This is a genomic window from Aliagarivorans marinus DSM 23064 (assembly GCF_000429485.1).
Classification (GTDB): Bacteria; Pseudomonadota; Gammaproteobacteria; order Enterobacterales; family Celerinatantimonadaceae; genus Aliagarivorans; species Aliagarivorans marinus.
On record NZ_AUBY01000021.1, the window covers coordinates 55,453 to 77,953 of the forward strand.

A 22,501-nucleotide genomic window follows, 5' to 3' on the forward strand; every position below is an offset into this window, starting at 1 on the left:
GCGCTTACCACGACTGAGTGGTCTTGAAGTTTTCAATCAGTGATTTGATTGCGTCTTCAATCTCGTCGTTGTAATCGCCTTTCTCGTTAATCTTCGCGAGCAGATCGGCCGCTTCGTTGCGAGCGTAGTTGAGCAGCGAGGTTTCAAACGTCACCACGTGGTCAATCTCTACGTCCAGCAAGTAGCCTTTCTCTGCGGCATACAGGCTGATGGCCTGCTCAGCCACCGATAGCGGCGAGAACTGAGGCTGCTTCATCAGCTCAGTTACTTTCTGACCATGATCCAACTGCTTACGGGTTGCATCATCCAAGTCAGAAGCAAACTGGGCAAAGGCCGCGAGTTCACGATACTGTGCCAATGCGGTACGAATACCACCGGACAGCTTCTTAATGATCTTGGTTTGCGCTGCACCACCTACCCGCGATACCGAGATACCCGGGTCAACTGCCGGACGAATACCAGAGTTAAACAGTTGGGTGGTGAGGAAGATCTGACCATCGGTAATCGAGATTACGTTGGTCGGTACGAAAGCAGATACGTCACCGGCTTGGGTTTCGATGATCGGTAGGGCAGTCAATGAACCGCTCTGACCTTTCACTTCACCCTTGGTAAAGTCTTCTACGTACTGCTCGTTCACCTGAGCGGCACGCTCTAGCAGACGAGAGTGAAGGTAGAATACGTCACCCGGGAAGGCTTCACGGCCTGGTGGACGACGTAGCAACAGTGAGATCTGACGATACGCTACCGCCTGTTTAGACAGGTCATCGTAGATAATCAGCGCATCTTCACCGCGGTCGCGGTAGTACTCACCCATGGTACAGCCGGCGTAAGGTGCCAGGTACTGTAGGGCGGCTGAGTCAGATGCCGATGCGGCAACAATGGTGGTGTAACCCATGGCGCCGTGCTCTTCGAGCTTACGCACCACGTTAGCGATGGTAGAAGCCTTCTGGCCAATCGCCACGTACACACATTTAATGCCTGAGTCTCGTTGGTTGATGATGGCATCGACTGCGATAGCCGTTTTACCTACCTGACGGTCACCAATAATTAGCTCACGCTGACCACGACCGATAGGAATCATCGAGTCGATAGCTTTAATACCGGTTTGTACCGGCTTATCTACCGATTTACGTTCCATAACGCCCGGTGCAATCACCTCAACCGGTGCGAAGCCATCGTTATCAACGGCACCTTTGCCGTCGATAGGCTCACCCAGGGTGTTTACTACACGGCCCAGCAGGCCACGGCCTACCGGTACCTCAAGGATACGTCCGGTGCTTTTTACTTTGTTGCCTTCGGCCAAATCGGCGTAAGGCCCCATCACTACCGCACCTACAGAGTCACGCTCCAAGTTAAGTGCGATGGCATAACGATTGCCGGGAAGTTCGATCATTTCACCTTGCATCACATCCGCAAGGCCATTAATGCGAAGAATACCGTCACTTACACTAACGATGGTCCCTTCGTTTCGAGCTTCACTCACAACCTCGAACTGCTCAATACGCTTTTTGATCAGTTCGCTAATTTCAGTGGAGTTCAGTTGCATGCTCTATTCCCCAATTACGCTTGCAGTGTGTCGGATAGGCGACGTAGTTGCCCCCGAATTGAACGGTCGATCACCATATCACCGGCTCGAATAATTACGCCGGCAATAAGAGTTGGGTCGACACTGCAAACAAGCTCTATCTTGCGTGCTAGTCGCTGTTCTAAAGATTCACTAATTTGCGCTCGCTGCTGTTCGCTTAGCTCCTCAGCAGACACCACCTCAGCGGTTACTACCTTGGCATACTCAGCCTTAAGCTCTGCATAGAGAGCCAACACAGCGGGCAGCGCAGTCAGGCGCTGATTCTCGGCCATCACCTTGAGGAAGTTGGTAAACTTGTCATCAAAGTAGCCATCACCGACAGCGCTAAAGAGGGAAATAGCCGCATCGGGCAGTACCCGTTGCAACTGCTTGGTCACCTGTTCGTTGTCTGCAATCTCAGCAGCAACAGCCAGCATCCCGGTCCACTCTTCTATCGCTTGTTTTTCTACGGCGTAATCAAACGCAGCTTTAGCATAGGGACGAGCAATGGTGTTGATTTCAGCCATAAGCTCTACCTGCCCCTTATTTCAGCTCAGCAACTAATTTATCGACGATGCTCTGACTCACATCCTTGTCGACGGAACGCTCCAAGATTTTCTCTGCACCGCTTACTGCTAATTCAGCAAGCTGAGCACGAAGCTCTTCCTGAACACGATTGCGTTCGGCTTCTACTTCGGTTTTACCTTGAGCGATGATTTTTTCGCGTTCACGATTGGCCTGTTCTTTGGCTTCATCGATGATTTGCGCTTTTCGTTTGTTCGCCTGATCGACGATCTTGTTCGCTTCAGCTTTGGCATCCTTGAGATGATCAGTTGCCTTTTCTTTAGCGAGTTTCAGATCCTTAACCGCACGCTGCGCGTCGGCCAAGCCATCGGCGATTTTCTTTTGACGGGCTTCGATCGCATCGATCAATGGTGGCCACACAAAGCGGTAGCAGAACCACACAAAGATGGCGAACGAGATCAACTGCCCGAACATGGTAGCATTGATATTCACAATGACACCTCCCTATGTTTCGGATTGAACGACGACTTAGCCCAGCAAACCGACAAAGGGATTAGCGAATACGAAGAACAGGGCAATACCTACGGCGATCATAGAAATCGCATCCAACAGACCTGCGATAATGAACATCTTGGTTTGAAGAGCAGGGGCGAGTTCAGGCTGACGAGCTGAGGCTTCTAGTAACTTACCACCCAGCAGAGCAAAGCCGATTGCAGTACCCAGTGCGGCCATACTCAGCATGATTGCTACGGCGATAATAGTAAAACCAACAACAGTTTCCATGACAAAATCTCCAATAAATAAATCGGTTTTTACGTTGTTAACTAGTGATCTTCATGAGCCAACGCCAGATAGACGATTGTTAGCATCATAAAGATAAATGCTTGAAGCACGATGACCAGAATGTGGAAGATCGCCCAAGGGACCGATAAGGTCCACTGGAACCACATAGGCACCAATGCCGCAATAAGGATAAAGATCAATTCACCTGCATACAGGTTTCCGAAAAGACGAAGGGCAAGTGAGAAAGGTTTGGCCAACAGGGTTACCGACTCCAACAAGAAGTTGAAGGGGATAAACGCCCAATGGTTAAAAGGATTGAGGGTCAATTCCTTGGCAAAGCCTTTCGCGCCTTTGACTTTAATGCTGTAGAACACAATCAAGATAAACACCCCAAGGGACATGCCAAAGGTAATGTTCAAATCGGTTGTCGGTACAATCTTAAAGTACTCGGCCCCCATCAGATGGAAGAGTTGAGGTAGCCAATCAACAGGCACCAGGTCCATCAAGTTCATCAGGAAAACCCAAACGAAAATGGTTAGACCCAGAGGTGCGATAAAACGGTCGCTGCGATGGAAGGCATCGCGCACGGCGTTATCAGCGAACTCGATAAGCATCTCAACGAAACATTGAAACTTACCGGGTACCCCTTCTGTTGCACGTTGTCCTACGTAATAAAATACTCCGAGGAACAAGGCACCTAAACCAACTGAAAACAGGAGTGAATCAATGTGCCAGGTCCAGAATCCGGCGTTCTCACAATGGTGATTGAATGCGATATGGCCATCAGCCATACACATTGAAGCATTCGTGAGGTGGTGCTGGATATAACCTGAAACAGAATCAGCAGCCATTTATCATCCTATTTTTGTTGCTTAAAAATAGTGAGGCAGTCCATTGCGTCATCGTGCTGAAGATAAAACCGAGCAGCAGCGCCAAAGGCACTACCTCGAGCAGGGCAAACGCCATTACGAATAGCATGGATACGAGGGTGAGTTTGAGAACCTCTCCAAGGTAAAAACTTAATACCACGTTTTTGCCCTGCCGCGCCCCGACGAATAAAAACGCCATGGCGGTGAACAGTGCATTGGGCAGTAAAAAAATTAATCCCCCGAGCAACACGGAAAGAGCCACTTCCTTGTCGAATAAGTAACCGCTTTTCAACGTGAGCAAGGCAACGAACCCGGTCTGAAAAGCTACGAAGTACAGCGCCTTAGTGCGCACTCCGTTGGCTAAAGTGTCAGACATCCTCTACCTCTCTGTCGTTACAGTCAGCCAGTTTACACTTTTTTTAGCGTGAGCAAAGTCACAATTAGCTAGCTAAAAGCAATTTGATTATACGATGAACCGGCGATGATGCAATCAAATGTTGCCAACAAGTGAAGGGTTTTTTAAGAAGTTAGAGGTAAAACGGGGGAAACCCCCCGTTTAGTGAGGAAAATTTAGCTTTTTGAGAACCTAAATGTAAAGTTAAATGTTAAAAAACAAACTCATCAAAAATAGATTAAATTGATGTTTCTTCATCTATCATTTGGTTCAAAATACCATCGAGCTGCTCCAAAGAAGCATATGATATCACCAGCTTGCCGTTTCCTTTTTTGCTTTGCTGGATCTTCACACCAGCACCAAAGCGTTCACTGAGGCGCTGTTCTAAACTTTCGATATTAGGATCGGCTTTTTCGACTTTAGTCTCAGGTTTCGGGTTTAGAAGTTTTTTTACTAACTTTTCGGTATCCCGAACAGTCATCGCCTTGGCCACCACGGTGCGCGCCGCATCACACTGAGCCTCATCTTCCAACGCCAGCAAGGCGCGGGCATGACCCATTTCGATATCGCCGTGCTCCAGCAAGCGCTTCACCTCGGCGCTCAAGCTGTTAAGACGTAGCAGGTTGGTTACCGTGGTTCGCGACTTACCGACCGCGTCGGCAACTTGCTGATGGGTCAGCTCGAACTCGTTCATCAAGCGGTCAAGGGCGACCGCTTCTTCCATGGCGTTAAGGTCTTCGCGTTGGATATTCTCGATCAATGCAATGGCAACGGCATTCTCGTCGCTGACATTCTTAATCAGGCAGGGCACTTCGTGTAGATGGATCTGCTGGGCGGCGCGCCAACGGCGCTCACCGGCGATGATCTCGAAGCTCTGCTCACCCAACTGGCGCACCACAATCGGCTGGATCACCCCTTGGGCTTCAATGGAGCGAGCTAGCTCCTCGAGCGCTTCCGAGGACATGTCCTTACGCGGTTGGTACTTGCCGGGGCTGAGCCACTCGATTGGCAGCTTACGCAGCTCTCCACGGTTGTTGTCGACCGTTTCCTGAGCGTTATCGGCCTTGGTATCTTCTTCAACCTGACGCTGCCTGGCGCTGCTGCTGGTGCTCAGCAGTACGTCCAAGCCCTTACCTAAACCACGTTTTCTCGCCACCATATTGTTTTCCGTGCTCATGAATTCGCCGCCAAGGCCAATGCTTCTTCTTCGTGGCGGCGAATAATTTCTCCCGCTAAAGCCAAGTAAGCCTTGGAACCATTAGATGTTTTATCATAATACATCGCTGGTTTGCCAAAACTAGGGGCTTCAGCCAGGCGCACATTGCGCGGAATGACGGTTCGGTAGACTTTTTTGCCGAAATGTTGCTTGAGTTGCTCACTCACATCCGCCGCCAAACGGTTACGCGGATCGAACATGGTACGCAGGATACCTTCCACTTTCAGATCGGGATTGACCACGGCCACCAGCTTGCTGATGGTGTCCACCAGTGCGGTTAAACCTTCCAGCGCGTAGTACTCGCATTGCATCGGCACCAACACGCTGTCGGCAGCGGCCATCGCGTTCACAGTCAGCATGTTCAGTGAAGGCGGGCAATCGATAAAGATGTAATCATACTGAGCGCGCACCGGTGCTAAGGCATTACGCAGACGCACCTCACGTGCAAACAGCTCCATCAGGCGGATCTCTGCGGCGGTCACATCGGAATTGGCAGCAATCAGATCGTATTGACCGGAGGTGCTCTCAACGATGACTTGCTCAATGGGATCTTCATCGATCAGCAGGTCATAGACGGTTTTAGGATCGTCGTACTTGTCGACGCCAGAGCCCATGGTGGCATTGCCCTGCGGATCGAGATCGATCAACAACACCTTGCGCTTGGTTGCCGCCATCGAGGCGGCCAGGTTGACGCTGGTGGTGGTTTTACCCACGCCACCCTTCTGGTTTGCTACTGCAATGACTCTTCCCACGCTATTGGCCTTCGCTCAGTTTGTTGATAATCACCAGATGCCGTTCGCCTTCAAGCTCTGGCACAACTAAAGAATGCAGTTTATCAACAATATAACCCTCGTCGAGTTGATCGAGTTCATGTTGATGAAGCTGCCCCTTCAAGGCATAAAACTTACCACCTTTGGCAGGGAGGTGAGAACACCAATTGAGCATATCGGAAATAGAGGCGAAGGCACGGCTAAGCACGCCATCGAACTGTTTGCCCTGAAACTCTTCAACCCGGCTCAACACTGGAGTCACGTTTTTCAGGTCCAGCGCATGCACCACTTGGCGGATAAAGCTGATCCGTTTTCCCAAGCTATCGAGCAACGTAAACTGCTTGTCTGGGTTGATAATCGCCAGTGGCAGACCCGGCAAGCCAGGTCCGGTACCCACATCAATTAAAGCGCCATCAGGTAAGTGAGGACTTACCACTAGGCTATCGAGAATATGTTTAACCAGCATCTCTTGCGGGTCACGCACCGAGGTGAGGTTGTAGGCTTTGTTCCATTTTGCCAGTAGTTCTACCAGCTGCACGAGTTGTGCTACCTGTTGCTCAGTCACAGACAGTTCTGTCTGAGCAAGCAGGTCTTCAAGACGTTGTTTTAACACCCGATCATCCTAAGCTGACTTTTTCGCCAGATCGTGTTTTTTCAAATATACCAGAAGCAAGGATATCGCAGCCGGCGTGATACCTGAAATCCGCGAGGCCTTACCCAGTGTTTCAGGGCGCGCTTCGCTGAGCTTGGCGATCACTTCGTTAGACAGGCCACTGATTTGGCTGTAATCGAGATCCTTGGGAAGGAGTGTGTTTTCGTGTTTTTGCGCTTTTTCGATCTCTTCGAGCTGGCGCTTGATGTAACCCGCATACTTGATTTGGATCTCTACCTGCTCAGCGGCGGATTGCAACTCCAAGCCCGGACCAAAGCCGTCGATTTCCATCAGTTGCTGGTAGCTCAACTCAGGTCGACGCACCAGCTCTTCCAAGCTGCTTTCACGGCCCAGCGGATGCTTGAGCATCGGGTTGAGCGCAGGCACTTGCTCAGAGTTAGGGTGTACCCAGATCCCACGCAGCCGTTGGCGCTCTTGCTCAACCGCTTCCATCTTCTGGTTAAACATTGCCCAGCGATGATCATCGATCAGACCAAGCTTACGGCCCTGTTCGGTAAGACGGATATCGGCGTTGTCTTCACGCAGTAGCAAGCGGTATTCGGCGCGGCTGGTGAACATGCGGTAAGGTTCTTTGGTGCCCAGAGTGGCAAGGTCATCGACCATTACGCCCATGTAAGCTTGCTCACGCCCAGGTGACCAGGCCTCTTTCTGCTGCGCTTCCAGCGAAGCATTCATACCGGCAATCAGGCCCTGCGCACCGGCCTCTTCATAGCCAGTAGTACCGTTAATTTGCCCAGCAAAATACAAACCTTTCAGGTACTTGCTTTCAAGGGTTTGGTGCAAATCACGGGGATCGAAGTAGTCGTACTCGATGGCGTAGCCGGGGCGCACGATGTGGGCGTTCTCCAGACCTTTCATCGAATGCACCAACTCTACCTGCACGTCGAACGGCAGGCTGGTAGAGATCCCATTAGGGTAGACCTCATGAGTGGTTAGGCCTTCAGGCTCGATAAAGATCTGATGATTGTTCTTATCGGCAAAGCGGGTCACTTTGTCTTCGATGGACGGGCAGTATCGAGGGCCGGTACCTTCAATCACACCGGTGAACATCGGGCTACGATCCAGGCCGTTGCGAATAATCTCGTGGGTGCGCTCATTGGTATGGGTGATGTAGCAAGGGATCTGCTGCGGGTGATCCTGTTGCGATCCGATAAACGAGAATACCGGGGTTGGCGTATCACCCGGCTGCGCCTGCATCACCGAAAAATCGATAGAGCGGGCGTCGATACGTGGCGGCGTACCGGTTTTAAGGCGCCCTACACGCAATGGAAGCTCACGCAAGCGGTCTGCCAAGGCAATCGATGAAGGATCGCCTGCACGGCCTCCTGAGTAGTTATTCAAGCCGATATGGATGGTACCCGCAAGGAAAGTGCCCACCGTAAGGACCACGGTTTTAGCACGTAGCTGCAATCCCGATTGGGTCACCACCCCGACAACACGCTCGCCTTCAACGATCACATCGTCACAGGCTTGCTGGAAAATGGTCAGGTTAGGCTGATTCTCTAGCTTTTCACGAATCGCTGCTTTGTAGAGGATCCGATCCGCTTGGGCGCGGGTTGCGCGAACAGCAGGGCCTTTACTCGAGTTCAAGGTGCGGAACTGGATCCCAGCTAAATCAGTGGCTTGAGCCATTAAGCCGCCCAGTGCGTCGATCTCTTTAACCAGATGCCCTTTGCCGATCCCACCAATCGCGGGATTACAGGACATCTGACCCAGTGTTTCCACATTGTGGGTTAACAGTAAGGTGTTGCTACCCATACGCGCAGCAGCGGCAGCCGCTTCGGTACCAGCGTGACCACCGCCAATAACGATCACATCATATTGCTGTTGATAGAACATCTGTACTTCCTCAATCGAGCCTGAGTAAAAAGGGGGCGATATTCTACTGCTTTAGCCTCTCAATGGGAATCATTCGATCGAAATCGGATCAAGGGCGATCCAATATAAAAATATAAGATCTATTTAAAGATCTTTTATTGGATCTACTATTAGGATCCACCCTTTCTGTGGAAAAGCCGTTTTTTTCTATAAGTATCATAGATATAACTCGGATCAATAGGTGTGAAAGATCCGGGATCTGATCGCGTATAAGCTGAGATCATTTTAGCTAGTTATACACAGAGCGATGGGGTCTCAAAGTTATCAACTTGAATAACTATGAGTAATTCAGCGGAAAGATCATGGTTTATCCACAGTTTAGATCGTGAAGTTTCTGCTTCCACTGGTCTAACCACTCTGATGCTGTGTCCTCAGGTAGAGCCTCTTGCTCGACATCGATTTCTATCAGTTCCACCAGTGCCGTTGCCCCTAGCGCTTGCAGCTGCTTATCAAAGGCATGTCCGGCGCCACAGAAGGTGTCATAGCTACTGCTGCCAATGGCTGCAACTGCATAATGGGTGCCAGCCAAGTTAGGTTGTTCGCTTAACAGTTGCTCATAGAGAGGTGCTAGGTTATCTGGAACGTCACCTGCACCGTGGGTTGAGGTACAAACAAGCCAAAACGCGCTGGGGTCGAGATCGCTCAATTGGCTATCAAGGTGCAGGGTGACCTGATGATCTTCCAGCTTTTGCGCCAACTCTTCGGCTACGTACTCCGTTCCACCCAAGGTGGATCCAACCAATAGATCGATCTTCACGCTAGTTGCTCCTGTAAAACTTATTCAACACCGTCATGGTGTAGCTAGTGTATAGCATGTGGGTATCTATATAGCTATATGCATAGGATCCTTGTTTAGATTCATCTTTTAGCGATAGTTAATGTGCAAAAGATCTATGCACAGGCCCGACTACTTGTTTGTTATTTGTTATGTTTTTGATAAAGAAATAAACTAGTATTGACCTGACGTTGATGTGCAACATGGAAAGTTGAAAGATGGATCGTTTGTTAAAAACAGGCGCACTTGCGCTTGCATTATTATGTTCTTCAGGCCAACTACTGGCTGATTCAATCGCTTCCTACCCAGAAAACTGGCGCGACTGGCCCGTCGTGAGCGAGAGTATGGTGCCGGGAAGAGATGTCGTGCTACCCGAGGATACCCCACTGTTTATCCAAGAGGCGGTAAGCGCCTACAACTGGATCAACGATGGCCAAGGCACCAAGCTCACGGTGCACGTTCACCCTGACAAGATCGAGCAATACAAAACCCATGGCCCCTATGATGATGGGATCACCGTGATAGGTGTGTACGAAACCCCCGGGGTGATCTTTGTGACCGAACATTTGGCTGGCCAGCCGCTCTATGGCACCTACGACTACCACGGTGTCGATATCAGTGAGCAGCACGCTACCTTTGCGCCAGAGTTCTGCGAGCGTTGTCATACTGCCTACCAAGATATCTGTATTAACGGCACCTGCAGTACTTCGGTTATCGAACTGTTCGATTGATACTGTGATGGCGAAGCAAGTACTGCGATTGTTAACCATCAAACAGATGCTGCTGTTGTCGCATCTGGTGTTGGTATTTGCGCTCGTCACCTCATTGAGCTTGTCTCGCTATCTGAGTGAGTGGCACAGCCAACTGGCCCAAGCCTCGGAGCATGCATTATCCGCTGCAAATCCGATCATCGATCTGGTATCGCCGGCTGCGGCGGGTCTTAACTACACCAATGTGAAACTCGAAGGCGCGATGGAGCTCTACCAGCAAACCCCGCGACTGGTGTATTTTCATGCCCATGCCTATTCCGATTTCAGCAGTCAGCCGTTTGGCTTTGCCTATGAGCGCGACAGTGAGCGAGCCTGGCAAACCAACTTGAGTCAGCAAGATTTAGAGGCTCAGCAGCTGCACGTTAAGTTGCTCAAGCATCGTTTGTCCTCCGGCGAAGGGGATCCAGTTAAATACGGCTTTTTGCTGCAGCGTGCCATCGAACGGCTGCAGCGGATCCGCGACGATATCCACCAAACCAAACGCGCTGAGTTTCTGCTCACTGTTCCGGGTGATGTTAAACGCGCCTATCTATTGGATGAGCCGAATCGCTTGATGATCTTCAGCTTGCCACTGCGTAATGCCAATCAAGGTGAACTGGTTATTGCTTTTGATATCAGCCGGTTACTTGAAGCAAGGCGGGCGATACAGCGACAGGTATTGGTTGAAGGCGGGATTGCCTTGCTGTTTTCCAGCCTACTGATTTGGGGCGTCACCTACTGGCTGGTGAGTCCGCTGCGCGCGCTGGCGGGGGCGATGAGCAAGAACGTTCGTGACGTTGACGCTGAGAAGATCCCCGGTTTGGAGCGTACCGATGAGATTGGGGTGTTGTCTAAGCGCTTTTCCCAGCTTATTCAAGAAGCCAATCTACAACTTGATGATTTAGAAGAAAAATCTTCGATCGATCACCTTACAAGATTGGGCTCGCGGCTGAAGTTTGCCTCGGTGTCCAGTTCGTATATTGGCCAGGCACAGCGCGCAGGACAATGCCTTGGCTTTTTGATCTGCGATCTTGACTACTTTAAGCGTTACAACGACAGCATGGGCCACCCGAAGGGGGATGAAGTGCTGCGTAAAACCGCCGCCACCATCGAAGTCACCCTGAAGCGCGAGAGCGATATGGCGTTTCGCCTCGGCGGCGAAGAGTTTGTGGTACTGCTGCAAACCACCGAGCCCGGACAAGTACACGATATCGCCATGTCGATCGTTGAGAACGTGGCCGAGCAAAACATCCTTCACCCCAACCATCCCAGCTCTTCGCGAGTGACTTTATCGGTGGGCTCGTTGGCGGTGAGCCACAGCTTGCTTGGCAAGGTTGAATCGGTGGAGCAGCTCTATCAAAGCGCCGATGAGGCGCTTTATCAGGCCAAAGAAGCCGGACGAAACTGTATTAAAGCGGTTAACTGGAACAACGTTGCGCAACTACCACAAGGAAAGGGGAATGCAGCAAACTAAGCAAAAGCGATTATGGATAGACACCGATATTACCCTGGGGGAGAAGAACACACCGATAAGCTACTGCGATGTCGACGATGCCTATGCACTTACCGCCTGTCTGCGCTCGGCGGAGGTTGAAGTAGTTGGAGTCAGCTCGACCCTGGGCAACAGCGACGATATCGCCACCACCACACGCATTGCTAAAGACTTTATTCAGCGCTTTGGACCTAACAGCGTCGAGGTGTATCAAGGCGCGGCGAGCGGCTATCAGCAGGCTCGCCAGCAGCCGATGCCAGAGGCGCTAGATGCCATGGCCAAGGCTTTAGAAGAAGATGAGCTCACCATTTTGTGTATCGGAGCCGCCACCAATATTGCCTTGCTGGTTGAGCATTATCCGCAGCTGCTGCGCAATATTAAAGAGATCGTGCTATTGGCGGGGCGACGCAGTGTCGATCAGCATTTTATTGCTGGTCACTGGCAGCCCAAGCCTTTCCGTGACCTTAACTTCGAGGTAGATGTTGCTGCGTTCGAGCGCGTACTCGATACCGCAATCCCGCTAACGCTGGTTCCCTATGAGGTCTGCACGTCCACCCAGATTGCTCAAAAGCAGCTGAATGAGATGCTCAAGGGCAGTGAGGTGTCGCGTTTTATCGCTGACAAGTCGGAGCCTTGGCTACATGAGTGGGAAATCATGTTTGGTGCAGGTCACTTTATCCCCTTCGACATGGTCGCCGCTGCCTATTGCATCAACCCAGAGTGGTTTAGCTGCCATCAATGGCAATGCCGTATCGAGCAAGCAGACAGTGACACTCAAGCCCACCAGCAAAAGGACTATCTGGTGTGTAACGCCGATATCCGGGATGGCTGGCGAGTGCGCTACTGCAGCGCCGCCAAACAGCCATTGCAGGATCCCTTGCTGCAGCGAATTTGTGCCCACGATATGCAGCACTTTGTGCTAGGGATGTCGCATATCAATATCATCGTTGACGATATCGCAACCGCTACCGCCTTCTATAGCAAGGCCTTGGGCTTTCAGTTAGCCCACGACCAAGATGGCCAGGCGATGGATTATCAGGGCGTTACCATGAGTAGCTTTGCCCTCGATGCGGGGATTGATGATGGCAAGGTGAATGTGGATGTGCGTTTCCTTCACCACCCGCAAGCGGGCCTCTACCTCGAGCTGATGTGTTACCACTATCCGCATGGGCGAAGTGAGTTACCTGCTCAGCCGCGCACCTACGATTTAGGTGGTCCTCGGCATATCGCCATGGAAGTGAGTAACTGCAACGAGGTGTTTAACTACCTAAAAGGCATTGAGGGGGTCAAGATGATCTCGAGCCGCGATAACTATCATCCCGGTAAACTCGATGGCTTCCCGATCTCCTTTTTCTACTGGATCGACCCCTACGGCGTACAGTGGGAGATGGAGGAAGGACGCCAAGTAGGCAGTAGTGTTCGTGGGATTATCTAGGTTCCGAGAGCAGTAAAAAGGGCGCCTGACGGCGCCCTTTTTTATCAGTAGTGAAGCCTTGCTTAGTGGTAGTTAAGCTCGGTCGCCTTACCGTGGAACACATAGTAGGCGTAGACGGTGTAAAGCAGAATCACCGGTACCACAATCACTGCTCCAATCAAGATAACGGTTAGCGCTTCCGGCGAGCTGGCTGCTTCCCAGATATCCAATTGGCCAGGCACTACTTCAGGGAAGAAGCTGAACGCCAGACCAACGAAGCACAGGATGAACACAGCAACAACTAGCAGCAGCGGCATCCAGCTGTGGCGGTCGTTAACCTTAGGCATACGACCCAGCAGGAAGTCATTGCCGATAAAGGCGGCGAAGCACAGGGCTGGGATAAGCAGGGCAAACATCACCAATGGGAAATCGAACCAGCGATCGAACACACCCGGGTTAACGATGGGGTTAACGATCGACACCGCGATCACGCCCAGCATACAGGTGCGACCGGCTTTGCGGGTCCAATCGACGGCGCGTTTCTGCAGTTCACCTTCGGTCTTCAGGATCAACCAAGCACCACCGATGTAGCAGTAAGCGGCAGTCACGCCCAGCGCGCTGAGTACCGCAAACAGCTTGGCGCTGATGCTTTGCTCAAAGCCCATGATGTACAAGCCCAGCATGTAGCCTTGCGATAGGGTGGTGATCAGCGAGCCTGCTTTAAAGGTGCGATCCCAGGTTTGCTTGTGGTCGATGGCCGCTTTAGCGCGAAAATCGAAGGCCACGCCACGCATAATCAGACCGATCAGCATAATTGCCACGGGCATATACAGGTGATAGAACACCAAGCTGTTGGCCGCCGGGAAGGCGATCAGCATCAAGCCTACCGCCAGTACCAGCCAGGTTTCGTTGGCGTCCCAAAACGGGCCGATAGAGGCGATCATGGTGTCGCGGTTCAGTTCGTCCTGTGCCGACAGTGGCAGCAGGATCCCTACACCCAAGTCATAACCATCGAGGATGGCATAGACAATCACTGCCAGCCCCATTAAGCCGATGAAGATTACCGGCAACCAATATGCGTCGATCATGCTTGTACTTCCTTAGTCTGATTGCCCAGGTTAGTCAGGTTGCCATCGGCAACTGGCTCGTTGGTCTCAAAATCTTCGATCTTCACAGCCTTCAATGCCATCGAACGAATGGTATGGATGTAGGCTGTTAGCAGCACTGCATACACGATCAGATACAAGGTGAGCGACAAGCCAACGTTGGCTGGCGGCACGGTGGTTACCGCATCGGCGGTCTTCAACACGCCGGTGACCAGCCATGGCTGACGGCCGATCTCGGTGACATACCAACCCGCCAAGGTCGCTACCCAACCAGAGAAGGTCATGGCTACCAGGCCTTGCAGCATCCATTTCGGCAGCTCGCCCCGCTTACGCAGCTGCCATACGCCATACCAGCTTAGGGCGATCATCAGCAGACCCAGGCCTACCATCACGCGGAAGCTGAAGAATACCGGCGCAACCGGTGGCTGCTCATCGGGGAAGTCTTTTAGGCCGCGAACTTCGCCGTCTAGCTCGTGGGTCAGAATCAAGCTGGCGAGATTCGGAATACCAATCTCGAACTTGTTACGCTGATTTTCCTGATCGGGAATCGCAAATAACAGCAGTGGCGCGCCATTCTTGGTTTCCCAAGCACCTTCCATCGCGGCAACCTTTTGTGGCTGATACTCAAAGGTGTTCAGGCCATGCAGATCACCGACGAAGGCTTGCACAGGCGCGAGCACTGCCGCAATCACCAAGCTGACCTTCAAGGTCATTTTCGGTGCACGCTTGGTATCACCTTTAAGCAGGCGATAGGCTGAGATACCCGCTACTAAGAAGGCTGCAGTCAGACCCGAAGCCAACAGCTTGTGACCTAAGCGGTAAGGGAATGAGGGGTTAAAGATAACCTCGAACCAGCTAGTCACGTGAGCCACGCCATCGCGCATCTCAAAGCCGGCTGGGGTTTGCATCCACGAGTCCAGTGCCAGAATCCAGAACGCTGACAAGGTGGTGCCAACGGCAACCATTAAGGTGGCAAAGGTGTGAACCTTTGGCGGCACCCGTTTGATACCGAACAGCATGATCCCTAAGAACGTAGCCTCAAGGAAGAAGGCGGTAAGCACCTCATAGCCAAGCAGCGGACCGGCCACGTTACCGACGGTCTCCATAAAGCCAGGCCAGTTGGTACCAAACTGGAACGACATGGTAATACCGCTCACCACGCCTAGCGCGAAGGACAGGGCAAAGATTTTTACCCAGAAACGGTAGGCACGCATCCACACTGGATCGCCAGTTTGGTCATGGCGTACCTTGAAGAACAACAGAATCCAACACAACGCAATCGTGATGGTTGGGAATAAAATGTGAAAGCTGATATTCGCAGCAAACTGAATGCGCGACAGCATTAGTGTATCAAGCATGGGACGACTCCGTTATCCTTGCTCTTTATCGAGATTGGTATCACTTCCATTTCCACCAACCACCTTCTCTTTGAGTTCGACAACTTTGCTAATCCCTGAGCCAAGTTTCATTAAGCTTTTCAGCGTTTCTGGTTTCAAGTTGTTAAGGCTGCTAGACCATTGGGTCAGCAAGCTAAGTAGATCATGGATCTCGGCCAACTTCTCCTTGGCATAAGGAGAGTCATCGGCTGAGTCGTCGTTCAAACATTGCTCCAACAAGTTGAGAGTGGGATCTATCTCCCGACGCCGGCGTTCTTCAAAGACAATCTTGCCCAGCTCCCAAATGGAACCGGCAACACTGAAGTACTCGCGGCGTTCCCCGACCTGATGGTGCAGTTTGACCAAGCGCCATGACTGAAGCTCCCTCAGCGCCATACTGACGTTGCCGCGGCTGATCCCCAACGCTTCTCGGATCTGCTCGGCATGCAATGCTTGCTCGTGCAGAACTAAGAGTGCCAGGACCTGACCAACGGAACGACTAAAGCCCCAATGGCTGGCCATTTCGCCAAAATGCAATACAACACTTTGGTTTTGCGCCGTTAACATCACTGTTTGAGGTCGTCCTTTTTTGTTAACTATTTTGAAGTTTCAGAAACAATTGAAAGTTTATCGATTAATTGATTTAAGTCAATTATCGAACAGCACTTGTTGCGCGATTTATGCACGGATTTTTGGACAGAAGCAGAAAGTTGCGACCAAGCAGGCTGTTTGGTCGCAACGATAGGAAGGGCTTATTTACCGATACAGAATGAGCTGAAGATGCGCCCCAGCAAATCATCGGAAGAAAACTCGCCGGTGATCTCGCTGAGTGACTGCTGACAAAGCCGCAGCTCTTCTGCCAGTAGCTCTCCGGCGTGGAACACCTGTAGCTGGGTCTTACCATTGTCGAGGTGCTCTGCGGCTTGTTCAATGGCTTGTAAGTGGCGTCGGCGGGCGGTGAATCCGCCTTCTGCAGCGCCTTGATAGCCCATGCAGTGCTTAAGGTGCTCGGTGAGCTGCTGCATGCCCAGACCGCTCTTGGCTGAGAGCTTGAAGACTGGGTGGCCATGGTCCATCACCACATCGAGGTTTTCACCGGTGACATCGGCTTTGTTGCGGATCACCGTCATGCCGATATGCGCCGGTAGCTTTTGCACGAACTCCGGCCAGATCTTCAGTGGGTCCAGCTCATCGGTGGTGGTGCCGTCGACCATAAACAGTACCCGATCAGCGTTATTGATCTCTTCCCAGGCGCGTTCGATACCGATTTGCTCCACCACGTCGGCATTGTCACGCAGGCCGGCGGTGTCGATGATGTGCAGCGGCATGCCATCGATGTGGATATGCTCACGCAACACGTCTCGGGTGGTACCGGCGATGTCGGTGACAATGGCAGCCTCTTTGCCCGCCAAGGCATTAAGCAGGCTAGATTTACCCGCATTAGGGCGACCGGCAATCACTACCTTCATCCCTTCGCGCATAATGGTGCCTTGCTTGGCTTGGGACTGAACCTCACTGAGCTCATTGATAATCGCTAGCAGGTCACCTTCAATCTTACCGTCGCTGAGAAAGTCGATCTCCTCTTCGGGGAAATCAATGGCCGCTTCCACGTAGATGCGTAAGCGGGTGACGCTCTCTACCAGCGAATAGATCTTCTTGGAAAACTCGCCTTGCAGCGAGTGTAGGGCGCTGCGGGCGGCTTGCTCGCTGCTGGCTTCGATTAAATCGGCGATTGCTTCTGCTTGTGCCAGATCGAGTTTGTCGTTGAGAAAGGCACGCTCACTAAATTCGCCAGGCTTGGCCATGCGCACGCCGTCGATGCGCGATATCTCGCGGATCAGCATGTCGATAACCACTGGGCCGCCATGACCTTGTAGCTCGAGTACGTCTTCGCCGGTGAACGAGTTCGGGCCTTTGAAGAACAGCGCAATGCCCTGATCGAGGGTTTCCCCTTCCAAGCTATTAAAGCTGAGGTAATCGGCGCGCCGTGGCGGCGGGCATTTTCCCAGTACTCGCTCGGCAACTTGGCTGGCAGCGGGGCCTGAGACTCGGATGATTCCTACACCACCTCGGCCGGGGGCGGTGGCTTGGGCAACGATGCTATCGGTTGAACTCATTTACTTACCTATATACAAAAAATGCCATCCAGCAGCACTGAATGGCATTTTAACCAGAGAGGCGACTGCTTACTTCTTAGTACTCAGGCCTTTCTTCTCCAGGTTGCGATAAATCAGGGTTTGCTGGATCAGGGTAACGATGTTACTCATCAGCCAGTATAGAACCAGACCTGCCGGGAACCACAAGAAGAACACCATGAAGATTAGCGGCATGAAGGTCATCATCTTCTGCTGCATTGGGTCGGTCACGGTGGTCGGTGACATCTTCTGGATCAGGAACATACTGGCACCCATCAAGATTGGCAGGATGTAGTAAGGGTCCTGAACTGACAGGTCAGTAATCCACAGGAAGAACGGTGCGTGACGTAGCTCAACGCTCTCCATCAGTGACCAGTACAGGGCAATGAAGATTGGCATCTGTAGCAAGATAGGCAGACAGCCACCCAGTGGGTTCACTTTCTCTTTCTTGTACAGCTCCATCATCGCTTGAGAAGACTTCTGACGGTCATCGCCATACTTCTCACGGATTTCCATAAGCTGAGGCTGCAGCATGCGCATCTTCGCCATCGAGGTGTACTGCGCTTTGGTTAGCGGGTACAGCGCACCTTTAACGGTGAAGGTAATCAGGATGATAGCCACACCCCAGTTGCCCACAATGCCGTGGAAGAAGTTAAGCAGTTTGAACAGGGGCTGTGCCAGGAACCACAACCAGCCGTAGTCTACGGTCAGGTTTAGGTGGCGGGCGGCTTTGGCCATCTCGGCCTGATCTTTTGGACCAATCCAGATAGCGCTGTCCAGCTGAACACTTTGCTGAGGCTGAATCACCGCTTCAGGGGCTTTGTAACCTATGAAGGCAAAGCCATTCTTGTTATCGCTGTACAATTCATTCTGCTGGTCTGGGTTTGGCAACCAAGCGCTAACGAAGTAGTGCTGCATCATCGCAACCCAACCACCTTGAGTGGTGATACTCAAGTTGTTTTTGGCCATGTCGTCGAAGCTGTACTTCTTGTAGCGCACTGAGTCGCTTGAGTAAGCACCGCCGCGGTATACCGGCATTACCATGCTACGGCCTTCGCTTGAGGGGTTCTGCTTGAGCTGCGCGTATGGCCGAACAGCGATGATCTGGTCGCTGTTGTTGGTAATGTTGTAATCCACCTCAACGCGGTAGCTACCACGGTTCAGGGTGAAGGTTTTTACAAATTCGTTGCCTTGCTCATCGCGGTAGGTCAAAGGCACAACCAGCTGGTCGGCATCGGCGTCCAGTTCAAAGCTGTCTTGCTCAACGGCAAAGATAGGACGACCGTTGGGATTCGCATCGGGACCGTTGCGGCCAATCAAACCACTTTGTGCGATGTAGGCGAAATCTGAGCTCTCTTCCAGCAATACGAACGGCTGGTCAGAGTCTTGCTCAACGGTGTGTTGAAGCAGTTTGGCTGAGGTAATGTCACCACCACGGGTGGTAATCTCAAGCTTTAACACATCGCTTTTGATCTCGATGGTTTTGCTGCTGGCTTCAGTTGCAGCCATATTCGGGCTGCTAGGAACATCCGTGTTGGTAGAAGAAGGAGTATCAAGGGTCTGCTCGACACTTTCAGAAACGGTTACTGGTTGCGGTCCGTAATCCATCTGCCATTGTTGGAAGATAAGAAAACTGACGAACAGCAAGCCAATAATCAAAAAATTACGTTGCGATTCCATAATTTAGTTATTCACTGTCAGTTCTTTTGGAACCTGGTACGGGATCTTCACCGCCAGGATGTAAAGGGTGGCATTTTAATAGACGTTGGCCAGTTAACCAACAACCTTTGACCACCCCATGAATTTTTATTGCTTCTATTGCATAGTCAGAACACGAAGGGTGAAAGCGACAGCGAGGCCCCAGCATTGGGCTTATCAGATACTGATAAAGCTTTATCGGGCCGATGGCGATTGCTCGAAACGCCGCCGTAATCTTTTCCATGACTTCTCCAATAGCTGGTTCAACTGCTGGTCATCAAGTTTGGACACTCCTGCTTTGGATATCACCACGATATCGACGTTAGGAAGTCGGTGTTGATGCAAACGAAAACTCTCACGCACATGCCGTTTGATTCTGTTTCGGCCGACAGCGAGTTTTTCACTTTTCTTCGAAATGGCTAAACCGAGTCTAGGATGACCCTGCTGGTTAGGGATTGCAAGAAAGGTAAGCTGTGGAGAACCCACGCGTTGGGGATTGTTGGAGAATACGTGTTTGAAATGCATGGGAGTTAACAGACGTAACTCCCTGCTGAACGAATGTCTTAGCACTTAATTAGGCAGACAGACGTGCACGGCCTTTAGCGCGACGACGAGCCAGAACCTGGCGGCCGTTCTTAGTAGCCATGCGAGCGCGGAAGCCGTGGCTACGCTTGCGCTTTAGTACGCTTGGTTGAAAAGTACGTTTCATAAGTAATTACTCTTGCTAGCTAGTTTTTACTATATAGAGGAGAAGTCTCTAGGAGAAATCCTACCCCTGGTAAAAAAGAGGCGAAATTCTAATCATTAGCCCAGTCCAAGTCAAACGAAAAGTGACATCGGCGTAGACTTCAGAATAAAAAAAGATCTAAAGGATCTTTTGCGCCGCAATTGTAGGTTAAATGTGGATCAAATCCCAGCCCTGATCAGCGGGTAAATCGCGCTAAAAATCGCTGGGTGCGTGGATCTTTCGGGCTGCCAAACACTTGTTCTGGCGATCCCTGCTCGACGATGCCACCATCGCTCATAAACACCACCCGATCGGCTACTTCTCGGGCGAAGGCCATCTCATGGGTCACGATGATCATGGTCTGTTTTTGCTCTGCCAAGCGCTTAATCAGGGTAAGCACTTCGCCAACCCATTCGGGATCGAGCGCAGAGGTGGGCTCATCCATCAATATCGCTTGTGCTTGGGTCGCCATCGCCCGGCCGATACCGATACGCTGCTGTTGTCCGCCGGAGAGTTGGCTTGGGTAGTGTTGGGCTTTATCGGCCAAGCCGATATCGCTTAGCACCTGCAGCGCGGTTTGCTCGGCTTGCTCGCGCGACTGCTTCCATACGGTTTTTAGCGGTTCGGCGATGTTTTGCACGGCGCTAAGGTTGGCGTACAGCGCGTAGTTTTGAAAAACGAAGGGGAGTTGTTTGCGTAACTCACGCACATCGTTGTCGTGGTTTTGTTTAGCATCAATGCTTAGTCCATTGATTGCAATCTGCCCGCTATCCGGCGTTTCCAGGAAACTGATGCAGCGCAGCAGAGTCGACTTACCGGTGCCCGATGGCCCGATGATCGCCACCACCTCGCCGGTGTTTACTTGCAGGCTGATATTGTTGAGGATGCTTTGCCCATCAAAGGACTTGCTGATGTTGCTGACGGTAATCATTAGTAAGCCTTAGACAGATGTGCTTCGAGTTTGCTTTGTAAATGGGTGCTGATGAGCACAATGCCCCAATAGATAAGCGCTACCGCAAGGTAGCTTTCGAAGAACTTGAAGCTCGACGATGCCTCCATTTGTGCCTTCGCCATGATCTCGGCCAGTCCCAGCGTGAATGCCAGCGAGGTGCTTTTTAGCAGATCGATCAGGTAGTTCATTAGCGAAGGCAGGGCTGTGCGCACGGCTTGGGGAAGTACGATACGGCGCAGGGCTTGAATCCGGGTCATGCCAAAGGCATAGGAAGCCTCCCATTGGCTGCGTGGCACCGCCTGAATCGCTGCGCGTAGGCTCTCTGCCATATAAGCCGAGAAGTGCAGGCTTAAGCCAATCACTGCGGCACTAAAGGCGTCCAATCCAATCAGCGCGGGTATCAGTTGGGGGAGACCGTAATAAAGGATAAACAGTTGGACCAGTAGTGGGGTACCGCGAAAGAACGAGATAAACACCACCACAAAGCTATTCGCCAGCGGGAGTTTAAACACCCGAATCAAGGCTAGCACCAGTGCAAGCGCCAGCGCGATGACCGAGGCCATCGCTGCCATTTGCAAAGTTATCCCCAAGTAGCGAAATAGGATTGGGAATAACCCTGCTAAGTAGTTGAAATCGAAGCTACTCATTTGCGAGTAATATCCCCGTCAAACCACTTCTGAGAAATCTCACTCAGGCTGCCATCCTCACGCATCGCTTGTAAGCTGGCATTCACTGCTTGCTGCAGTTGTTGGCCTTTGGCGTTATCCACAAATGGCATCGCGTTCTCGATCAGCTCAAAGGGTTCGCCTGCCATTGCCAAAGGTAGACCTGATTTTTTAATCAGGGCTAGCGAAGATACCCGGTCCATTACGAAGGCGTCAGAGCGGCCCAAGGCGACATCTTGCTCGATACCAGCGTCATAGGTAACGATATTGATTTGATTTTCTGTATCGTGCTTGCGCAGCAGCTGCTCAAAGTTGGAGCCCAGATTTACCGCCACTCGCTTGCCAGCCAGGTCATCGATACTGTTGATGCTTGCGTTACCTTTACGGACGACGATCTGTGCGCCATCAACCACATAAGGGGTTGAGAATAGGTACTTGGCTTTACGCTCGTCGGTCATGGTGATTTGGTTAGAGATGGTGTCGATACGACCCGTTTCCAGCAGACCAAACAAGCCAGAGAAGTTAGCGGTGACATATTCGACCTGCCAATCATTGCGTTTAGCTATCTCATCCCAGATATCAACTTCGAAGCCTTGCAGCTTGTCTTGCTGCACAAAGGTGAACGGGAAGTAGCGTCCTGACATGCCCACCTTGATGGTTTCTTGAGCAATGGTGGTCATGCTGGTCATAAGGAGCACCGATGCGGCTACATAGCGCAGTATTGATTGAAATTTAATCAT

25 protein-coding genes are annotated in these 22,501 nt (G+C 51.6%); 3 read left to right on the top strand and 22 right to left on the bottom strand.

Annotated elements, in window-relative coordinates; all coding sequences use genetic code 11:
• Positions 1 to 4: 4 nt before the first annotated feature.
• The 11 genes from atpA to mioC all read right to left on the bottom strand — a co-directional run bounded on the left by atpA (position 5) and on the right by mioC (position 9,429).
• Positions 5 to 1,546, bottom strand: coding sequence for a F0F1 ATP synthase subunit alpha (gene atpA, locus G461_RS0110190; RefSeq protein WP_026959415.1), 1,542 nt, complete (start codon positions 1,544 to 1,546; stop codon positions 5 to 7).
• A 14-nt stretch (positions 1,547 to 1,560) separates the two neighbouring features.
• Positions 1,561 to 2,091 (bottom strand): F0F1 ATP synthase subunit delta, encoded by a 531-nt coding sequence (atpH, locus tag G461_RS0110195; RefSeq protein WP_026971759.1) that lies wholly within the window; start codon positions 2,089 to 2,091, stop codon positions 1,561 to 1,563.
• A 16-nt stretch (positions 2,092 to 2,107) separates the two neighbouring features.
• Entirely contained in the window at positions 2,108 to 2,581 is a 474-nt protein-coding gene (atpF, locus tag G461_RS0110200) for a F0F1 ATP synthase subunit B (RefSeq protein WP_026959417.1), read from the bottom strand.
• 36 nt (positions 2,582 to 2,617) lie between these two features.
• Complete coding sequence (gene atpE / locus G461_RS0110205; RefSeq protein WP_026959418.1) at positions 2,618 to 2,872, bottom strand: F0F1 ATP synthase subunit C; 255 nt, start codon at positions 2,870 to 2,872, stop codon at positions 2,618 to 2,620.
• A gap of 41 nt (positions 2,873 to 2,913) precedes the next feature.
• Positions 2,914 to 3,723, bottom strand: coding sequence for a F0F1 ATP synthase subunit A (gene atpB, locus G461_RS0110210; RefSeq protein WP_026971760.1), 810 nt, complete (start codon positions 3,721 to 3,723; stop codon positions 2,914 to 2,916).
• Positions 3,713 to 4,117 (bottom strand): ATP synthase subunit I, encoded by a 405-nt coding sequence (locus tag G461_RS23900; protein WP_051326742.1) that lies wholly within the window; start codon positions 4,115 to 4,117, stop codon positions 3,713 to 3,715. The genes atpB and G461_RS23900 overlap by 11 nt, the downstream gene beginning before the upstream one ends.
• 256 nt (positions 4,118 to 4,373) lie before the next feature.
• Complete coding sequence (locus G461_RS0110220) at positions 4,374 to 5,294, bottom strand: ParB/RepB/Spo0J family partition protein (RefSeq protein ID WP_026971761.1); 921 nt, start codon at positions 5,292 to 5,294, stop codon at positions 4,374 to 4,376.
• 14 nt (positions 5,295 to 5,308) lie between these two features.
• Positions 5,309 to 6,103 carry a ParA family protein gene (locus tag G461_RS0110225; protein ID WP_026959421.1) on the bottom strand — a complete coding sequence of 265 codons (795 nt, stop codon included), beginning with the start codon at positions 6,101 to 6,103 and terminating at the stop codon, positions 5,309 to 5,311.
• Between the two features lies 1 nt (position 6,104).
• Positions 6,105 to 6,734, bottom strand: a complete 630-nt coding sequence (gene rsmG, locus G461_RS0110230; protein WP_026971762.1) for a 16S rRNA (guanine(527)-N(7))-methyltransferase RsmG — start codon at positions 6,732 to 6,734, stop codon at positions 6,105 to 6,107.
• 9 nt (positions 6,735 to 6,743) lie between these two features.
• Complete coding sequence (gene mnmG, locus G461_RS0110235; protein ID WP_026971763.1) at positions 6,744 to 8,633, bottom strand: tRNA uridine-5-carboxymethylaminomethyl(34) synthesis enzyme MnmG; 1,890 nt, start codon at positions 8,631 to 8,633, stop codon at positions 6,744 to 6,746.
• Between the two features lie 346 nt (positions 8,634 to 8,979).
• Entirely contained in the window at positions 8,980 to 9,429 is a 450-nt protein-coding gene (gene mioC / locus G461_RS0110240) for an FMN-binding protein MioC (RefSeq protein ID WP_026971764.1), read from the bottom strand.
• 236 nt (positions 9,430 to 9,665) lie between these two features.
• Here mioC and G461_RS0110245 point away from each other — a divergent pair, with 236 nt between their 5' ends.
• Genes G461_RS0110245 through G461_RS0110255 form a run of 3 tightly spaced genes read left to right on the top strand, consistent with a single transcriptional unit; the run spans position 9,666 to position 13,123 of the window.
• The gene (locus G461_RS0110245; RefSeq protein WP_026971765.1) at positions 9,666 to 10,178 is read left to right on the top strand and encodes a hypothetical protein; all 513 of its coding nucleotides are present in this window, start codon (positions 9,666 to 9,668) and stop codon (positions 10,176 to 10,178) included.
• A gap of 7 nt (positions 10,179 to 10,185) precedes the next feature.
• Complete coding sequence (locus G461_RS0110250) at positions 10,186 to 11,670, top strand: GGDEF domain-containing protein (RefSeq protein ID WP_026971766.1); 1,485 nt, start codon at positions 10,186 to 10,188, stop codon at positions 11,668 to 11,670.
• A complete protein-coding gene (locus G461_RS0110255) occupies positions 11,657 to 13,123 on the top strand; it encodes a nucleoside hydrolase (protein ID WP_035480007.1) in 1,467 nt (488 codons plus the stop codon). Before G461_RS0110250 ends, G461_RS0110255 begins: the two co-directional genes overlap by 14 nt.
• Before the next feature lie 62 nt (positions 13,124 to 13,185).
• Here G461_RS0110255 and G461_RS0110260 read toward each other — a convergent pair whose 3' ends face one another.
• The 11 genes from G461_RS0110260 to G461_RS0110300 form a co-directional block, all read right to left on the bottom strand.
• On the bottom strand, positions 13,186 to 14,190 hold the full coding sequence (locus G461_RS0110260; RefSeq protein WP_026971768.1) for a cytochrome d ubiquinol oxidase subunit II: 1,005 nt from the start codon (positions 14,188 to 14,190) through the stop codon (positions 13,186 to 13,188).
• A complete protein-coding gene (locus G461_RS0110265) occupies positions 14,187 to 15,566 on the bottom strand; it encodes a cytochrome ubiquinol oxidase subunit I (protein ID WP_026959428.1) in 1,380 nt (459 codons plus the stop codon). The genes G461_RS0110260 and G461_RS0110265 overlap by 4 nt, the downstream gene beginning before the upstream one ends.
• Before the next feature lie 12 nt (positions 15,567 to 15,578).
• A complete protein-coding gene (locus G461_RS0110270; protein WP_157360280.1) occupies positions 15,579 to 16,151 on the bottom strand; it encodes a GbsR/MarR family transcriptional regulator in 573 nt (190 codons plus the stop codon).
• A gap of 185 nt (positions 16,152 to 16,336) precedes the next feature.
• Positions 16,337 to 17,701, bottom strand: coding sequence for a tRNA uridine-5-carboxymethylaminomethyl(34) synthesis GTPase MnmE (mnmE, locus tag G461_RS0110275; protein ID WP_026971770.1), 1,365 nt, complete (start codon positions 17,699 to 17,701; stop codon positions 16,337 to 16,339).
• 69 nt (positions 17,702 to 17,770) lie between these two features.
• Positions 17,771 to 19,399: a membrane protein insertase YidC gene (yidC, locus tag G461_RS0110280; RefSeq protein WP_026971771.1), complete on the bottom strand. Its 1,629-nt coding sequence runs from the start codon at positions 19,397 to 19,399 to the stop codon at positions 17,771 to 17,773.
• A 7-nt stretch (positions 19,400 to 19,406) separates the two neighbouring features.
• Positions 19,407 to 19,661 (bottom strand): membrane protein insertion efficiency factor YidD, encoded by a 255-nt coding sequence (yidD, locus tag G461_RS25865; protein WP_084429142.1) that lies wholly within the window; start codon positions 19,659 to 19,661, stop codon positions 19,407 to 19,409.
• A complete protein-coding gene (rnpA, locus tag G461_RS0110285) occupies positions 19,613 to 19,987 on the bottom strand; it encodes a ribonuclease P protein component (protein WP_026959433.1) in 375 nt (124 codons plus the stop codon). The genes yidD and rnpA overlap by 49 nt, the downstream gene beginning before the upstream one ends.
• 4 nt (positions 19,988 to 19,991) lie before the next feature.
• Entirely contained in the window at positions 19,992 to 20,126 is a 135-nt protein-coding gene (gene rpmH / locus G461_RS25870) for a 50S ribosomal protein L34 (RefSeq protein WP_055733490.1), read from the bottom strand.
• Positions 20,127 to 20,340: 214 nt separating this feature from the next.
• The gene (locus G461_RS0110290; RefSeq protein WP_026971772.1) at positions 20,341 to 21,075 is read right to left on the bottom strand and encodes an amino acid ABC transporter ATP-binding protein; all 735 of its coding nucleotides are present in this window, start codon (positions 21,073 to 21,075) and stop codon (positions 20,341 to 20,343) included.
• Positions 21,075 to 21,743 carry an amino acid ABC transporter permease gene (locus G461_RS0110295; RefSeq protein ID WP_026971773.1) on the bottom strand — a complete coding sequence of 223 codons (669 nt, stop codon included), beginning with the start codon at positions 21,741 to 21,743 and terminating at the stop codon, positions 21,075 to 21,077. Before G461_RS0110295 ends, G461_RS0110290 begins: the two co-directional genes overlap by 1 nt.
• On the bottom strand, positions 21,740 to 22,501 hold the full coding sequence (locus tag G461_RS0110300; protein ID WP_035480010.1) for an amino acid ABC transporter substrate-binding protein: 762 nt from the start codon (positions 22,499 to 22,501) through the stop codon (positions 21,740 to 21,742). Before G461_RS0110300 ends, G461_RS0110295 begins: the two co-directional genes overlap by 4 nt.

Excerpts from the sequence above, each read along its gene's own strand:
- G461_RS0110300 (WP_035480010.1), bottom strand. The coding sequence starts at position 22,501 with ATGATTAAATTTCAATCAATACTGCGCTATGTAGCCGCATCGGTGCTC.
- G461_RS0110290 (WP_026971772.1), bottom strand. The coding sequence starts at position 21,075 with ATGATTACCGTCAGCAACATCAGCAAGTCCTTTGATGGGCAAAGCATC.
- mnmG (WP_026971763.1), bottom strand. The coding sequence starts at position 8,633 with ATGTTCTATCAACAGCAATATGATGTGATCGTTATTGGCGGTGGTCAC.
- G461_RS0110250 (WP_026971766.1), top strand. The coding sequence starts at position 10,186 with ATGGCGAAGCAAGTACTGCGATTGTTAACCATCAAACAGATGCTGCTG.
- yidC (WP_026971771.1), bottom strand. The coding sequence starts at position 19,399 with ATGGAATCGCAACGTAATTTTTTGATTATTGGCTTGCTGTTCGTCAGT.
- atpB (WP_026971760.1), bottom strand. The coding sequence starts at position 3,723 with ATGGCTGCTGATTCTGTTTCAGGTTATATCCAGCACCACCTCACGAAT.
- G461_RS0110260 (WP_026971768.1), bottom strand. The coding sequence starts at position 14,190 with ATGATCGACGCATATTGGTTGCCGGTAATCTTCATCGGCTTAATGGGG.
- G461_RS0110270 (WP_157360280.1), bottom strand. The coding sequence starts at position 16,151 with ATGTTAACGGCGCAAAACCAAAGTGTTGTATTGCATTTTGGCGAAATG.
- rpmH (WP_055733490.1), bottom strand. The coding sequence starts at position 20,126 with ATGAAACGTACTTTTCAACCAAGCGTACTAAAGCGCAAGCGTAGCCAC.
- G461_RS0110255 (WP_035480007.1), top strand. The coding sequence starts at position 11,657 with ATGCAGCAAACTAAGCAAAAGCGATTATGGATAGACACCGATATTACC.
- G461_RS0110245 (WP_026971765.1), top strand. The coding sequence starts at position 9,666 with ATGGATCGTTTGTTAAAAACAGGCGCACTTGCGCTTGCATTATTATGT.
- mnmE (WP_026971770.1), bottom strand. The coding sequence starts at position 17,701 with ATGAGTTCAACCGATAGCATCGTTGCCCAAGCCACCGCCCCCGGCCGA.
- G461_RS23900 (WP_051326742.1), bottom strand. The coding sequence starts at position 4,117 with ATGTCTGACACTTTAGCCAACGGAGTGCGCACTAAGGCGCTGTACTTC.
- G461_RS0110295 (WP_026971773.1), bottom strand. The coding sequence starts at position 21,743 with ATGAGTAGCTTCGATTTCAACTACTTAGCAGGGTTATTCCCAATCCTA.
- yidD (WP_084429142.1), bottom strand. The coding sequence starts at position 19,661 with ATGGAAAAGATTACGGCGGCGTTTCGAGCAATCGCCATCGGCCCGATA.
- atpE (WP_026959418.1), bottom strand. The coding sequence starts at position 2,872 with ATGGAAACTGTTGTTGGTTTTACTATTATCGCCGTAGCAATCATGCTG.
- atpA (WP_026959415.1), bottom strand. The coding sequence starts at position 1,546 with ATGCAACTGAACTCCACTGAAATTAGCGAACTGATCAAAAAGCGTATT.
- G461_RS0110265 (WP_026959428.1), bottom strand. The coding sequence starts at position 15,566 with ATGCTTGATACACTAATGCTGTCGCGCATTCAGTTTGCTGCGAATATC.
- G461_RS0110220 (WP_026971761.1), bottom strand. The coding sequence starts at position 5,294 with ATGGTGGCGAGAAAACGTGGTTTAGGTAAGGGCTTGGACGTACTGCTG.
- atpH (WP_026971759.1), bottom strand. The coding sequence starts at position 2,091 with ATGGCTGAAATCAACACCATTGCTCGTCCCTATGCTAAAGCTGCGTTT.